The organism is Burkholderia sp. 4NA327C6, from assembly GCF_005502655.1.
Classification (GTDB): Bacteria; Pseudomonadota; Gammaproteobacteria; order Burkholderiales; family Burkholderiaceae; genus Burkholderia; species Burkholderia contaminans.
The window spans coordinates 123,024-137,553 of record NZ_SCNZ01000004.1 but is presented as its reverse complement, the minus strand read 5'-3'; the positions used below and the strand labels follow the sequence as shown (position 1 = coordinate 137,553).

Genomic DNA, 14,530 nt, shown 5'->3' with positions numbered 1-14,530 from the left:
ATGGCCGCCCGCCACGTCGCGCGGGCGGCCCCTTCCCCATACCGACTTCCTAGAGGCGGCCATCCGGATGGCCGCAGGGGCGAACTCATGCTTTCAACCAGCACACGCGGCACGGCACCGGCCGTTCCGCCCGCCACCGGCCCGCGCGGCGCGATTCCCGCGCTGCCGGTCAGCAGCCTGCAGCCGCTCGCCGGCATGCTGCGCTGGATCGTCGTCGCGGTACTGACCATCGCGGTCGCGCTGCCGCTCGGCTTCATCCTGTTCCAGAGCCTGCTGTCCGCGCCGTTCTTCGATGCGAACAAGACGCTCGGCATCGAGGGCTTCCGTTTCGTCTTCAGCGATCCCGATTTCTGGTCGGCCGTGAAGAACTCGTTCATCATCGCCGGCGGGATGCTGTTCATCTCGATCCCGCTCGGCGGCATCCTCGCGTTCCTGATGGTGCGCACCGACCTGCCCGGCCGCCGCTGGCTCGAACCGCTGCTGCTCACGCCGGTGTTCGTGTCGCCGATGGTGCTCGCGTTCGGCTACGTGGTCGCGGCCGGTCCGGTCGGCTTCTACTCGGTGTGGTTCAAGGAGCTGTTCGGGGTGCAGAACGTGCCCTGGAACGTGTACTCGGTCTTCGCGATCACGGTGATCGTCGGCCTCACGCACGTGCCGCACGTGTACCTGTACTCGTCGGCCGCGCTGCGCAACCTCGGCTCCGACGTCGAGGAAGCCGCCCGCGTGACGGGCGCCCGCCCGTTCCGCGTCGCGCTCGACGTGAGCCTGCCGATGACCATGCCCGCGCTGCTGTTCGCCGGCGTGCTGGTGTTCTTCCTCGGCTTCGAGGTGTTCGGGCTGCCGCTCGTGCTCGGCGACCCGGAAGGCCACCTCGTGCTCGCGACCTACCTGTACAAGCTGACGAACAAGCTCGGCGTGCCGTCGTATCACCTGATGGCCGCGGTCGCCGTGTGCATCGTCGCGATCACGTTCCCGCTCGTGCTGCTGCAGCGCCGCCTGCTGAAGACGGCCAACCGCTTCGTCACCGTGAAGGGCAAGGCCGGCCGCGCAACGGTGCTGCCGCTCGGCGTGTGGCGCTGGGTGGCGCTCGCGATCGTCGCACTGTGGCTGATGCTGACCGTGATCGTGCCGATCTCCGGCATCGTGCTGCGCGCGTTCGTGACCAACTGGGGCGAAGGCGTCGCGCTCGCCGAGGTGCTGACGCTGGCGAACTTCATCGAGCTGTTCGAGCAGGACAACCTGGTGCGCGCGATCGTCAACACGCTCGGCATCGGCGTGATCGGCGGCGCGCTCGCGATCGGCTTCTACTCGCTCGTCGCGTTCGCCGGCCACCGCCGCCCCGACTGGGCGACGAAGCTGCTCGACTACCTCGTGCTGCTGCCGCGCGCGGTGCCCGGCCTGCTCGCCGGCCTCGCGTTCCTGTGGATCTTCCTGTTCGTCCCGGGCCTGCGCGAACTGAAAAACTCGATGTGGAGCATCTGGATCGCGTACACGGTCGTGTGGCTCGCATACGGGATGCGGCTCATCCAGAGCGCGCTGCTGCAGGTCGGCCCCGAGCTCGAGGAAGCCGGCCGCAGCGTCGGCGCGACGCGCAGCCGCGTGTCGCTCGACGTGACGCTGCCGCTCGTGCGCTTCGGCTTGCTTGCCGCGTGGCTGCTGATCTTCATGATCTTCGAGCGCGAATACTCGACGGCCGTCTACCTGCTGTCGCCCGGCACCGAAGTGATCGGCGCGCTGCTCGTGTCGTTGTGGGCGACCGGCGCCGTCGACCAGGTTGCCGCGCTTTCTGTCATCAACATCGCGATGGTCGGCGCCGGTCTCGGCGTGGCCCTGCGCTTCGGAGTGAAACTTCATGGATAAGCTCATCGTCGACGATCTGCACCTCAGCTACGGCGCCAATCCGATCCTCAAGGGCGTGTCGTTCGAACTGAAGGCCGGCGAAGTCGTGTGCCTGCTCGGTGCGTCGGGCAGCGGCAAGACCACGCTGCTGCGCGCGGTGGCCGGTCTCGAACAGCCGTCCGACGGCCGCATCCAGCTCGACGACCGCGTGTTCTTCGACGGCGCGCAACGCATCGACCTGCCCGTCGAGCAGCGCTCGCTCGGGCTCGTGTTCCAGTCGTACGCGCTGTGGCCGCACCGCACCGTCGCCGACAACGTCGGCTACGGGCTGAAGCTGCGCCGCGTCGCACCGGCCGAGCAGAAGCGCCGCGTGCAGAGTGCGCTCGACCAGCTGGGCCTCGGCCATCTCGCGGAACGCTTTCCGCACCAGCTGTCGGGCGGCCAGCAGCAGCGCGTCGCGATTGCGCGCGCGCTCGTCTACAACCCGCCGGTGATCCTGCTCGACGAGCCGCTGTCGAACCTCGACGCGAAGCTGCGCGAGGAAGCGCGGGCATGGCTGCGCGAGCTGATCGTGTCGCTCGGGCTGTCGGCCCTGTGCGTGACGCATGACCAGACCGAGGCGATGGCGATGTCCGACCGCATCCTGCTGCTGCGCAACGGCCGCATCGAACAGGAAGGCACGCCGGCCGAACTGTACGGCGCGCCGCGCTCGCTGTACACGGCCGAATTCATGGGCAGCAACAACCGGATCGATGCGCGCGTCGCAGCCGTACACGGCGAGCGCGTCACGCTCGCCGGCGACGGCTGGGAACTGCAGGCGCTCGCCCGCGACACCTTCGCGCCGGGCCAGGACGCGCAGGCCGTGATCCGCCTCGAGCGCGTGCAGGTCGCCGACGGCCCGGGCGCGAACCGGCTGCAGGCCGATCTCGTCACGTCGATGTATCTCGGCGACCGCTGGGAATACCTGTTCCATTGCGGCGAAATGCGCCTGCGCGCGTTCGGCCATGTGCCGCGCACGGCCGGCAAGCACTGGATCGAATTCCCGGCCAACGACTGCTGGGCGTTCGCGAAAGCGGGCTGACCCGATCGCGGCGGCTCGCGCGCCGCCGCGCAGACAGTCAGGCGCGCATCCGTTTGCAACTCGCATCGGCGGATGCTTCATGGCGCCCGCCGATGGCGCGCCACATGCACGTTTTCTGTTTCACCCCGCCTAAAACAACCACGGAGACACCGTCAAAATGAAGTCACGCGCAGAACGTTCCATTCGAACAGTAGTCCTCACCGGTTCGGCTGCAGCCGCCTGCCTCGCCGCGCCGGCCGCGCACGCGCAGTCGTCGGTCACGATCTACGGGATCATGGACGCCGGCATCGAATTCGCGAACCATGCGGCGCCGGAGGGCGGCAATTCCGTCAAGCTCAAGTCGGGCAACAAGAACACGTCGCGCTGGGGCTTGCGCGGCGTCGAGGATCTCGGCGGCGGGCTGAAGGCCGTGTTCCGGCTCGAAAGCGGGATCGACCTCGCGAACGGCGCGTCCGACGACGGCCCCGACTCGATCTTCGCGCGCCGCGCGACGGTCGGCCTGAAAGGCAAATGGGGCGAAGTGACGCTCGGCCGCAACTTCACCGTCACGTACGACTACATGATGCCGTTCGACCCGATGGGTTATTCGCAGAACTACTCATGGGCATCGTCGTCGATGGCGACCGGCGGGCGCAAGGACGGCATCTTCTCGCGTTCATCCAACGCCGTACGCTACGACGGCGAATTCAGCGGCTTCAAGTTCGGCGCGCTGTACGGCTTCGGCAACGTGCCCGGCAGCGTGAAGACCAGTTCCAAGTATGATTTCGCGCTCGGCTACGAAACCGGCCCGTTCGCCGCCGTCGTCACGTTCGACCGGCAGAACGGCGCCGCCGACAGCGTCACGCCGGCCGATACCGTCAACTATATCCAGGGCATCCATGCCGGCCTCAGCTACGATTTCGGCAACCTGAAGACGATGGCCGGCTACCGCAACTACAAGCGCACGCATCGTACGAGCGCCGCGAACCAGTTGAGCGACATGTATTGGGTCGGAGGCTCATACCAGTTCACGCCGACGTTCTCGTTGATCGGCGCCGTGTATCACCAGAACATCAAGGGCGGCACGGATGCCGATCCGACGCTCGTGTCGATGCGCGCGCAATACGCGCTGTCGAAGCGCACGGTGCTGTACGCAGCCGGCGCATTCGCGATCGGAACGCATGGGCAGAAGGTCGGTGTGTCGCGCGATGTCAATGGATACGGCACCACGCAGGTCGGGGTGACGGCGGGGATTCAGCAGCGGTTCTGAGGCTGACGAAGGGCGGCGGCGCCGAGTTGCGTGCCGCGTCTCCGGCTCGCTCGCGACGGGCCGCCCTGCACTGGGTTGTTGCACGAAGCGTGCTCGCCGGCCCATCGGAATCCTGAAGAGAAACGCTTGCGCAAACGGTGCCCGTCGTGCGTTCGGCCACGCGGCGCGCCGCCTCTTCCTCATCTGCCCTCGCCCATCGTGAACACCAACCGCACGACGCTGCTCGCATCGCCCCAATGTTCACCGACCGCCGACAGCGGCACCGTGCGCGTGTCGATCGTGAGGCCAGCCTCCCCGGCCGCGTCGAATACGCCTCGCACCGAGGCCAGCAGGCGCGGCATCGACACACTGCCGAGGCCGCTACCCATCAGCTCGATCGCGGTCGCCCGCAACACCGCGCCCGGCAGCAGCACGTCCGCACCGCCGATCGAGCCGATCTGCACGAAACGCAGCGGCCGGCCATCGGGGGTCGCCTTCGCGGCGGCAACCAATACCGTCTGCGCGCTGCTCCCCCACAGATAGTCGAGCACGACATCCACGCCGGCGCGGAAATGCGGCTCGAGCGCGCGCGCCAGATGCACGTCGTCCTGCTGCAACGACACGACGGCATCCGCGCCCGCACTCAGCAGCGCCTGCAGCGCCGCCGCGTTGCGGCCGGTCGCGATCACTTTCGCGGCACCGAGATGCTTCGCGATCCGAACCGCCAGCCGCCCCGACGTACCCGTCGCGCCGTTGACGAGCACAGTCTCGCCTGCGACGAGCCGCGCCCGCTCGGTCAGCGCGGCCCACGACGACATCCCGGGAATCGCGATCGCCGCGGCCGTCACGTCGTCGAGCCCGTCGGGCAACGGCACGCACCGCGTATCGGGCACGATCGTGCGCTCGGCCATCGCACCGGACGGTGCGGATGCGCCGAAGAAATAGACGCGCTGCCCGTCGTCGAAGCGGCCGACGCCATCGACGCCGACGACGAACGGATAACGCCCGTCCGACGAGTAATGCGTGCCGGCCGCCCGCCCCTGCGCGATCCGGCTCAGCGCGGACGCCGTCACGTCGATCAGGCGGTGGCCCGGCATCGCGCGCGGCGCGTCGAATTCCATATGGACGGGACGCGCGCCGGCGCCCGTCACGACTGCTGCTTTCATGGTGACTCCTTGAATCGGGGGTCTCGGTCGACGATCGCGACGCGCGTCATCGCGCATCGAGCCATGCACGCAGCGCGGGATCGCGTACGTCCAGCACGTCGAACAGGCCTAGGGCACGCAACGCGGGCAATGCATCGATCGTGTCGGCTTCCGCGCGCGCCCGGTCGGCGGGCGCGGCGTTCGGGTCGGTCAGCACCCGCGCATTGACCAGGAACGCGCCGACGGTCCCCTTGCGGATCGTCGTTCCGTCGGTTTCGATCCGGTCGGCATGGTCGGGAAGCATCTGTTCGGCTCGCATCGTGTCGTACTCCGGTTGTCATCGATGGACGCAGTGTAGGCGTGCGAATCCGGCCGATCTCCGGTATAACAGCCATTCGATACCGATATCCGGCCATGTCCGATCCGCTCCTGCCCGCCCGATTCGTCACGTCCGACGACGGCCCGTTCGTCGTCGCAGCCGTCCTGTCGCAACGCGACCCACGCGTGACGCCACCCCACTCGCATGCGCGTGGCCAGCTCGTCGGCGCGCTGAGCGGGCTGCTGACGATCGGTCTCGACGACCAGGACTGGGTCGTGCCGGCGATCCACGCGATCTGGATTCCGCCGCATTGCCGGCATTCGCTGCACTCGTTCGGGCCGATTTCCGGCTGGTCGGCGTTCGTCGCCGAAGCACGCTGCGCGGCGCTGCCGGATACGCCGCGTGCGATCCGCACGACGCCGCTGCTGCGCGAGGCCGTGCAGCGCGCGGCGAGTTGGGATGGTGCGGCACTGGATGCCGCGCAGGCGCGGATCGCCGATGTGATCCTCGACGAAATTGCGTCGTCGGAAGTCGAGGCGCTTGGGCTGGTACGGCCGCAGGACCCGCGGCTGATGAGGATCACCGATGCGCTTGCCGCGGATCTCGCGGACAACCGGCGGCTGGAGGAATGGGCCGAATGGGCGGGTATCAGCGCGCGGACGATGAGCCGTCGCTTCGTCGCGGAAACGGGGCTGACGTTCGCGCAGTGGCGTCAGCAGGCCAGGCTGCTGCGGGCGCTGGAGCGCATTGCCGACGGCGTGCCGGTGACGACGATCGCGCTCGATCTCGGGTACGACAACGTGAGCGCGTTCATCGACATGTTCCGGCGCGCGTTGGGGACGACGCCGGGGAGGTATATGGAAACAGGGCGCCGTGGAGAAGAATAAGCGAGGCGACCTGCAGAGGTGAAACCGTCGTGCGGAAGGCTGGCGCCCGGTAGACGGAAAACGCCAGCCGCCGCCATTGGGTCAATACGTCCCGTCGCCCTTCTTCAAGGCCGTGCCGCCGTTCCCCTTGAACTGCGCGGCCAACCGCTCCGCGCTCCTCGCCAGCAGCGTCGTATCGACACCGACCGCGACGAACAACGCCCCCGCTTCCAGATAGCGACGCGCGGCCGCCTCGTCTGCGCTCAGGATGCCCGGCGCCTTGCCGGCCGCCTTGATCGACCGAATCGCGCCGTCGATCGCGGCCTGCACGTCCGGATGCCCCGGATTGCCGAGATGCCCGAGATCAGCAGCGAGATCCGCCGGCCCGATGAACACGCCGTCCACCCCTTCGACCCGCGCAATCGCATCGATCGCCTCGAGCCCCGCCCGCGTCTCGACCTGCACGAGCACGGCCATTTCGTCGTTCGCGCGATGCAGGTAGTCACCGACGCGATTCCACCGCGACGCACGCGCGAGCGCACTGCCCACGCCACGAATTCCATGCGGAGGATAACGCGTCGCCGCCACCGCCGTGCGCGCCTCGGCGGCGCTCTGCACCATCGGCACCAGCAACGTCTGCGCGCCGAGGTCGAGCACCTGCTTGACGATCACCGGATCGTTCCACGGCACGCGCACGACCGGATGCGACGGATACGACGCGATCGCCTGCAGTTGCGCGAGGATCGTCGGCACCGTGTTCGGCGCATGCTCGCCGTCGATCAGCAGCCAGTCGAAACCGGCGCCCGCGACCACTTCGGCGCTGTACGGATTCGCGAGCCCGAGCCACAGCCCGATCTGCGCGTCGCCACGCGCGAGCGCCGCTTTGAAGACATTCGAAGGAATCTGCATCGCTCGTTCACCTCACTCGAAGTAGCACTGGATCGTCCCGAGCGGGCCGTAGTCGACGCTGAACGTATCGCCCGGGCGTGCCGCGCACGGCCGCGTGAACGAGCCGCCGAGCACGATCTGCCCGGGCTCCAGTGCGACATCGAAGCGCGCCAGCCGGTTCGCGAGCCACGCGACGCCGTTCGCCGGATGGTTCAACACACCGGCCGCGACGCCCGTTTCCTCGACCACGCCGTTGCGCGACATGATCGCCGCGACCCAGCGCAGGTCGACGTCCTGCGGCTTCACGGGCCGCCCGCCGATCACGACGCCCGCGTTCGCCGCATTGTCGGCGATCGTGTCGAACACCTTGCGCGGCCGTTTCGTGTCGGGGTCGATCGACTGGCTGCGCGCGTCGATGATCTCGAGCGCCGGCACCACGTAGTCGACCGCGTCGTACACGTCGAAGATCGTGCAGTCCGGGCCGGTCAACCGCTTGCCGAGCACGAACGCGAGCTCGACCTCGACGCGCGGCACGATGAAGCGGCCGGTGGGAATGGTGCCGCCGTCGGCGAAGAACATGTCGTCGAGCAGTGCGCCGTAGTCGGGCTCGTCGATCTGCGACGTGTTCTGCATCGCCTTCGACGTCAGGCCGATCTTGTGGCCCTTCAGCGTGCGGCCTTCCGCGAGCTTGAGGGCGACCCACGTGCGCTGGATCGCATACGCGTCGTCGATCGTGATGTCGGGGTGGTCGAGCGAGATCTGGCGGATCTGCGTGCGCTCGCGCTCGGCGTCGTGCAGACGCCGCGCAAGCTGGTCGATGATGGCGGGTTCGAGCATGGTCGGATCGGGAATGGGGTTCAGCCTGCCCGCTTGTAGCGGGCATGGATGTTGTTGTGCTTGTACGAGCCGCTCTCGCTGAACTCGGTCAGTTCCATCGACAGCGCCAGGTAGCGTTTCGCATAAAGTGCCGCGAAATGCGCCTTGATTGCGTCGAACAGTGCGTCGCACGCGGCCTTTTTCTTCTCGTCGGTACGGCCCGAGCCGATCTTGAGCGTCACGTGGACGAACGCGTCGTCCTCCGTGCCGTCGGCCACGCAATAGTCCTGCAGCTCGATCGCGCGCGAGCGGATGCCGCCCGTCGGGAACACGCCGCCCTGCGCGATCAGCGTGGCATTGATCGTGCGCAGCAGCGCGGGAATGCGCGCGTCGTCGCGAATGTTCGCGGTGTACTCGACGACGATATGGGGCATGGCTGGTCTCCTGTCGAAGGCGTGGCGCAGCGTTCAGGACAACGGAAAGATCGCATTGATCTGCCCGGTGCCCGAACTTGCAAAGTAGTCGGTGACGATCTCGACAGGCTTGTCGTAGCGATCCCAGCCGAGCAAGCCGAGCAGCATCGCCGTGTCGTGCATCCCGCCTTCGCCGTGGCAATGCGTGTTGTACTCGGGCAGCATCGCGCAGAAGGTCTTGAAATCGCCCTGCTTCCACAGCTCGACCACGCGCAGGTCGACCTGCCGGAAGAATTCGCGGCTGATCTCGTGAATCGATTCCTCGGGGCTGCCGTTGTCGTTGAAACGATGCGACAACGAACCGCTCGCGAGAAACGCGACGTTCGAATCGCTCTTCTCGATCGCTTCGAGCAGCGCCTCGCCGAAGCGCCGGCTTTCGTCGAGCTGATGCCACATACACCAGCCGGCGATCGACACGACCTTGAAGTGCTGGTCGGCGTTCATGTAGCGCATCGGCACGAGCGTGCCGTATTCGAGTTCGAGGCTGTCGATCTCGTGCGCGCGGGTCGCGATCCCGCGCTCGGTGGCCGTCTCGGCGATCATCCGGCCGAGCGCCGGGTTGCCCGGATAGGCGTACTGCATGTCGCGGATGAAATGCGGCAGCTCGTTGCTCGTATACGTGCCCGAGAACTGCGCATTGCAGTTCACGTGATAACCGGCGTTGACGAGCCAGTGCACGTCCGACACGACGATCGTGTCGACGCCGAGCGCGCGGCAGCGCTCACCGATCAGTCGATGGCCGCGGATCGCCGCTTCGCGGCAGCCGTGATGCCTGCCGGGCAATTCCGACAGGTACATCGACGGCACGTGCGTGATCTTCGCGGCGAGGGACAGTTTGCCCATCGTTCAAGTCTCCTGTCGGTTGGAGTTAGCGCTTTAGCGCTTACTCCAACCCCATGCTTCGCGGTCGGCCGGAGTTAGCGCTTTAGCGCTTACTCCAACCCCATGCTTCGCGGTCGGCTGGAGTTAGCGCTTTAGCGCTTACTCCAACCCCATGCTCGGCCGGCGTGCCGGCCAAAGAATCATTCGCGCTGCCGGACGCCCCGCGCCCGTCACACGCCCCAGCGCGGAATGTGGTGCGAACCCATCGAGATGCACACGTTCTTGATCTCCGCGAACACCTCGAAACTGTACTCGCCGCCCTCGCGCCCGGTACCCGATTCCTTCACGCCGCCGAACGGCTGGCGCAGGTCGCGCACGTTCTGGCTGTTCACGAACACCATCCCGGCCTCGATGCCGCGCGCGAGACGATGCACCTTGCCGACGTCCTGCGTCCAGATGTACGAAGCCAGCCCGTACGACGTGTCGTTCGCGAGCCGCAGCCCTTCTTCCTCGTCTTCGAACGGGATCAGGCACGCGACCGGCCCGAAGATCTCTTCCTGCGCGACGCGCATCCGGTTGTCGACGTCGGCCAGCACGGTCGGCCGCACGAAGTTGCCGTTGCGCAGATGGTCGGGCAGGCCCGCCGGCTTGTCCGCGCCGCCCGCGACCACGCGCGCGCCTTCCTGCTCGCCGATGCGGATATAGCCCGTCACCTTCTCCCAGTGCTGGCGCGTGATCATCGCGCCGAGGTTCGTGGCCGGATCGGACGGATCGCCGACCACCAGATTGTTCGCGCGGCGCGCGAATTCCCGCACGAAACGGTCATAGATCGTGCGCTGCACGAAGATCCGCGAGCCGGCCGTGCAGCGTTCGCCGTTGATCGAGAAAATCGTGAACAGCGATGCATCGAGCGCGCGGTCGAAATCGGCATCGTCGAAGATCAGCACCGGCGACTTGCCGCCAAGCTCCATCGAATACTTCTTGAGACCGGCTCGCTCCATGATCCGCTTGCCGGTCACCGTGCCGCCCGTGAACGACACCGCACGCACGTCCGGATGGCGCACGAGGGCATCTCCGGCCGTCGCGCCATAGCCCTGCACCACGTTGAGCACGCCCGGCGGAATGCCGGCTTCGAGCGCGAGGCGGCCGAGCTGGTCGGCCGTCAGCGGCGACAGTTCCGACATCTTCAGCACGGCCGTGTTGCCGAGCGCGAGACACGGCGCCGTCTTCCAGGTCGCGGTCATGAACGGCACGTTCCACGGCGACACCAGCGCACACACGCCAACCGGCTGGTACAGCGTGTAGTTCAGCATCTGGTCGTCGACCGGATAGGTGCGGCCGTTCATCTGCACGCACACTTCCGCGAAGAAGTTGAAGTTCTCGGACGCGCGCGGAATCAGCTGCTTGCTCGTCTGCGCGATCGGCAGACCGGTGTCCTGCGTCTCCAGCGCCGCGAGCATCGGCACGTTCTTCTCGATCAGCTCGCCGAGCTTGCGCATCAGCTTCGCGCGCTCCTTGGCGGGCGTGCCCGCCCATTTCGGGAACGCTTCCTTCGCGGCGCGCACGGCCGCATCGACTTCGGCCTCGCCGCCCGATGCGACGTCGGTGATGACTTCGCCCGTCGCGGGATTCAGCGTCGTGAACCTCTCGCGGCTCTCGACTTCCCGGCCGTCGATCCAGTGCTTGATGGTCATGCTCTCTCCTTGGGCGACGGGCTCAGCCGGCGCGATAGTAGTCTGCTTCGCCGACGATCGTGTTCACGAGCCGGCCAATCCCTTCGATCTCGGTCACGACCTCGTCACCCGGCTTCGTATCCGCCAGCCCCTCGGGCGTGCCGGTCAGGATCAGGTCGCCCGGCGAGAGCGTCATGAAGCCGCTGATGTGTTCGATCAACGCCGGCACGTCGAAGATCATGTCGCGCGTGCTGCCGCGCTGCGTCTCCTGGCCGTTCACCGTCGTGCGCAGTGTCAGGTCGCCCGCATCGCCGATCTCGTCGCGGCTCACGAACCACGGCCCGAGCGGCGTGCAGGTGTCGCGGTTCTTCACGCGCAGGTTCGGGCGGTAGTAGTTCTCGAGATAGTCGCGGATCGCGTAGTCGTTCGCGACCGTATAGCCGGCCACGTAGTCGAGCGCCTGCGCGCGGCTCACGTTGCGCGCGGGCCGGCCGATCACGACGGCCAGCTCGCACTCGTAATGCATGTGGGTGGCATCCGCCGGGCGCACCGTGCGCGACCGGTGGCCGATGAACGTGTTCGGCCCCTTCAGGAAGATCAGCGGCTCGCTCGGTGCCTTGAACGCGAGTTCCTTCGCGTGGTCGGCGTAGTTGAGGCCGAGCGCGAACGTCGTGCGCGGCGCGACGGGCGGCAGCCATTCGACGCCCTCTTCCGCGACGACGCGCCCCGTATCGAGGCGGATCGCACCGTCGCCAGCCGGTTCGGCCGCATGCAGTGCGCCGTTGTAGATCACGCGCGCCGTCTTCATCGTGCCTCCTCCGCCATCAGCGTGTGCCGCAACGTGCCGATGCCCGCCGCGGCGATCTCGATCGTGCTGCCCGCGCGGGCGCGCGGCGCGCCGCCGGCAACGCCGAGCAGCAGGACATCGCCCGCGTCGAACGACATGAAAGCCGTCACGTCGGCGATCAGCTCGCGCACCGGGCGAATCAGCGTGGCCGTCGAAGCGGACACGGCCACCTCGCCGTCGATCCGCACGGTCAGGCCGATCGCGTCGACGTCGTCGAGCGCGGCAACCGGCACGATGACCGGGCCCAACGGGCAGAAACCGTCGCGGCACTTGAAGCGCACGGCCGGGCGGTAGTAGTCGGGATGCGGCACCGACACATCGCTTGCGAGCGTGAAGCCGTGCACATGGTCGAGCGCCCGTTCGGCCGGTACGCGCGTCGCGCGGCGGGCGAACACGACGGCCACCGACGCGCCGATCTCCAGCGCGTCGACGCCGGCCGGCACGACGACGGCCGCGCCGTCGCTCGCATGCGTGTTGGCGGGCTTGATGTACAGGATCGGCGCCTGCGGCGGGCGGCCGTAAGGCGGTGCGTTCACGGCATCGCCGAGCGCGTCGAGCGCCGCGCGCTCGTTGAGCAGCGCACCGTAGACGGTGCCGATGGCGACCGGCAACGGCGGCGCCGCGGCGGTCGTGCAAGACAGCTCCATGCGTCATTCCCCTGCCGCGCGTCGCGGCGCATCGTCAATAGTTAATATCTTAAGTAAACAATCGAACGCTGACAACCTCGATTACCCTGATAGGCGAAATTCACTACCCGCGGCTGTTAAGATTGATGCGTCCCCGTCCTCTGCTCTCCCCGATGAACCGTACGCTCGACCACCGCAACCTGGCCATGCTGCTGCTCGAGGCCCGCGAAACGCTGATGGGTCTGTTTCGTCCCATTCTCAAGGAATTCGCGCTGACCGAACAGCAATGGCGGATCATCCGCGTGCTCGACGGCGAACCGGCGCAGGCGCTCGAGGCGGGACAGATCGCACGGCGCTGCTGCATCCTGAGCCCGAGCCTCACGGGTGTGCTGGAACGGATGGAGCGCGACGGCCTGATCACGCGCACGCGCGCGCAGGAAGATCAGCGCCGGCTGTTGGTCAGCCTGACGCCGCAAAGCAGGAAACTGGTCACGGAAATCGGTCCGCGGATCGACGAGCAGTACCGGCAGCTCGAATCGCGATTCGGCCAGGACGGCCTCGAAGACATCTATCGCGCGCTCGACCGGCTCATCGAGCTCGGCGGCAACACGTGAAAACGGCGCCCATTCCTGCCAGCCGCGGGAACGGGCGCCGGTGCAGCGCGGGCGATCAGTGCACCGCGCCGCGCATCAGTTCGGTCACGGCCACGCCACGCGACGTGCGCATGCACTCCTCGACGTAATCGATGAACGGCAACGGCTCGAAATCGATTTCGTCGCGCACGCGGCGGTTGTCGAACACGCGATCGACCGTCGCGAATTCCCCGCAGCGCTGCAGTGCCCGGCCGATCACGCGTTCGAGTGCCGGATCGGTCCGGCCGAGCACATCGCGCACCACGAGCGGCAACTCGGCCGGCGCACACGCCGCGTAGCGCGGCGCGCCCGTCATCCCCGCCGCCTCGTCCATCGCCCGCACGATCTGCGCGACCTGCGGCGCCTCGTCGCCGGCCGACACGTGATACAGGTCGTGCGCGAGCGTCGGCTTGACGGCCAGCAGCATCGTCGCACGCGCCACGTCGTCCACCGACACGATGTCGATGCGCGTCATCGGCCGCGCGGTGAAGCGGCGCGCGGCATGCGCGAGCCGGAACATCCAGAACGAATTCGGCGCGGGCCGCGTGCCGAGCACCGTGTGGCCGACCACATGCGACGGCCGCACCACGACGAGCGGCAACCCGAGCGCCCGCAGCCGCTGCTCGGTCTCGGCCTTCGCATGCAGGTAGTCCGCCGCGAGCACCGCACCCGGCAAGCCTTCGTCGTCGCGCGCGACGTCGTTCGCCGCGTCGGCCGCGGCTTGCTCCTGCACGATCCCGCCGCGGCCTGCATGCGCATAGGCCGTGCCGACGTACACGAAGCGTTGCAGGCGCGGCGCCCGGGCGAATCGTTCGGCGAAGCGCACCGCATCGGCGATGTCGGCCCGCAGGTGCGCGCCGTCGGCCGGCGACGCATGGCCTGCGCAATGAATCACGTGCGTCGCGGCGGCGAGGCGTGGCGCGTCGGCGCCCTGCCACACGTCGCCGAGCGCACCGACGATCACGTTCGCATCGGTCAGGCGCGATGCCCAGTACGGCGCCAGCCCCGCGCGCAGCGCCGCTTCGCGCAGCCGCGCGACGGCGTGGCCGCGATCCTGCGCGCGCACGACACAGACGATGCGGTCGAGCAGCCCCGCATTGACGAGCGCCGTCAGTACGGTACTGCCGATGAAGCCGGTTGCGCCGGTCAGCACCAGCCGCCCGACGTTCGCCGCCGCGACCGGTGCGCTGGCCGGCGACACGAGGCTCGTCCGCCAGTTGAGCGACAACGCGGTTTTCCAGATCAGCACGATAGTCTCCTTCGAAGAGTCGGCCG

Annotated in this window: 15 protein-coding genes; 5 read left to right on the top strand and 10 right to left on the bottom strand. The window is 67.8% G+C overall.

The window, feature by feature from the left end; genetic code table 11:
* Positions 1-87: 87 nt before the first annotated feature.
* From FFS49_RS05810 to FFS49_RS05800, 3 genes are all read left to right on the top strand, one after another.
* Positions 88-1,860 (top strand): iron ABC transporter permease, encoded by a 1,773-nt coding sequence (locus FFS49_RS05810; protein WP_071332692.1) that lies wholly within the window; start codon positions 88-90, stop codon positions 1,858-1,860.
* The gene (locus FFS49_RS05805; RefSeq protein ID WP_105815333.1) at positions 1,853-2,920 is read left to right on the top strand and encodes an ABC transporter ATP-binding protein; all 1,068 of its coding nucleotides are present in this window, start codon (positions 1,853-1,855) and stop codon (positions 2,918-2,920) included. The genes FFS49_RS05810 and FFS49_RS05805 overlap by 8 nt, the downstream gene beginning before the upstream one ends.
* Positions 2,921-3,077: 157 nt before the next feature.
* Positions 3,078-4,169: a porin gene (locus tag FFS49_RS05800; protein ID WP_105815334.1), complete on the top strand. Its 1,092-nt coding sequence runs from the start codon at positions 3,078-3,080 to the stop codon at positions 4,167-4,169.
* A 179-nt stretch (positions 4,170-4,348) separates the two neighbouring features.
* Here the strand turns inward: FFS49_RS05800 and FFS49_RS05795 are convergent, their stop codons facing one another.
* Positions 4,349-5,314: a zinc-binding alcohol dehydrogenase family protein gene (locus FFS49_RS05795; RefSeq protein ID WP_105815335.1), complete on the bottom strand. Its 966-nt coding sequence runs from the start codon at positions 5,312-5,314 to the stop codon at positions 4,349-4,351.
* A gap of 46 nt (positions 5,315-5,360) precedes the next feature.
* Positions 5,361-5,612 (bottom strand): hypothetical protein, encoded by a 252-nt coding sequence (locus tag FFS49_RS05790; RefSeq protein WP_039356856.1) that lies wholly within the window; start codon positions 5,610-5,612, stop codon positions 5,361-5,363.
* 95 nt (positions 5,613-5,707) lie between these two features.
* Here FFS49_RS05790 and FFS49_RS05785 point away from each other — a divergent pair, with 95 nt between their 5' ends.
* Positions 5,708-6,499, top strand: coding sequence for a helix-turn-helix transcriptional regulator (locus FFS49_RS05785; protein WP_039356859.1), 792 nt, complete (start codon positions 5,708-5,710; stop codon positions 6,497-6,499).
* Positions 6,500-6,580: 81 nt separating this feature from the next.
* Here FFS49_RS05785 and hpaI read toward each other — a convergent pair whose 3' ends face one another.
* From hpaI to FFS49_RS05750, 7 genes are all read right to left on the bottom strand, one after another.
* Positions 6,581-7,387: a 4-hydroxy-2-oxoheptanedioate aldolase gene (hpaI, locus tag FFS49_RS05780; protein ID WP_105815336.1), complete on the bottom strand. Its 807-nt coding sequence runs from the start codon at positions 7,385-7,387 to the stop codon at positions 6,581-6,583.
* Positions 7,388-7,399: 12 nt separating this feature from the next.
* Positions 7,400-8,203 (bottom strand): 2-oxo-hept-4-ene-1,7-dioate hydratase, encoded by an 804-nt coding sequence (gene hpaH / locus FFS49_RS05775; RefSeq protein WP_039356866.1) that lies wholly within the window; start codon positions 8,201-8,203, stop codon positions 7,400-7,402.
* A gap of 20 nt (positions 8,204-8,223) precedes the next feature.
* Complete coding sequence (locus FFS49_RS05770) at positions 8,224-8,616, bottom strand: 5-carboxymethyl-2-hydroxymuconate Delta-isomerase (RefSeq protein WP_105815337.1); 393 nt, start codon at positions 8,614-8,616, stop codon at positions 8,224-8,226.
* 33 nt (positions 8,617-8,649) lie between these two features.
* Positions 8,650-9,498, bottom strand: a complete 849-nt coding sequence (gene hpaD, locus FFS49_RS05765) for a 3,4-dihydroxyphenylacetate 2,3-dioxygenase (protein WP_105815338.1) — start codon at positions 9,496-9,498, stop codon at positions 8,650-8,652.
* 209 nt (positions 9,499-9,707) lie between these two features.
* A complete protein-coding gene (gene hpaE, locus FFS49_RS05760; protein ID WP_105815339.1) occupies positions 9,708-11,171 on the bottom strand; it encodes a 5-carboxymethyl-2-hydroxymuconate semialdehyde dehydrogenase in 1,464 nt (487 codons plus the stop codon).
* Positions 11,172-11,193: 22 nt separating this feature from the next.
* Complete coding sequence (locus FFS49_RS05755) at positions 11,194-11,958, bottom strand: fumarylacetoacetate hydrolase family protein (protein ID WP_039356878.1); 765 nt, start codon at positions 11,956-11,958, stop codon at positions 11,194-11,196.
* Positions 11,955-12,644 (bottom strand): fumarylacetoacetate hydrolase family protein, encoded by a 690-nt coding sequence (locus tag FFS49_RS05750; protein ID WP_071332701.1) that lies wholly within the window; start codon positions 12,642-12,644, stop codon positions 11,955-11,957. Before FFS49_RS05750 ends, FFS49_RS05755 begins: the two co-directional genes overlap by 4 nt.
* Positions 12,645-12,796: 152 nt before the next feature.
* On the opposite strand from FFS49_RS05750, the gene hpaR reads away from it, so the two are divergent.
* Entirely contained in the window at positions 12,797-13,237 is a 441-nt protein-coding gene (gene hpaR, locus FFS49_RS05745; RefSeq protein ID WP_039356885.1) for a homoprotocatechuate degradation operon regulator HpaR, read from the top strand.
* 55 nt (positions 13,238-13,292) lie between these two features.
* Here the strand turns inward: hpaR and FFS49_RS05740 are convergent, their stop codons facing one another.
* A complete protein-coding gene (locus FFS49_RS05740) occupies positions 13,293-14,504 on the bottom strand; it encodes an SDR family oxidoreductase (RefSeq protein WP_039356889.1) in 1,212 nt (403 codons plus the stop codon).
* Positions 14,505-14,530 lie beyond the last annotated feature (26 nt).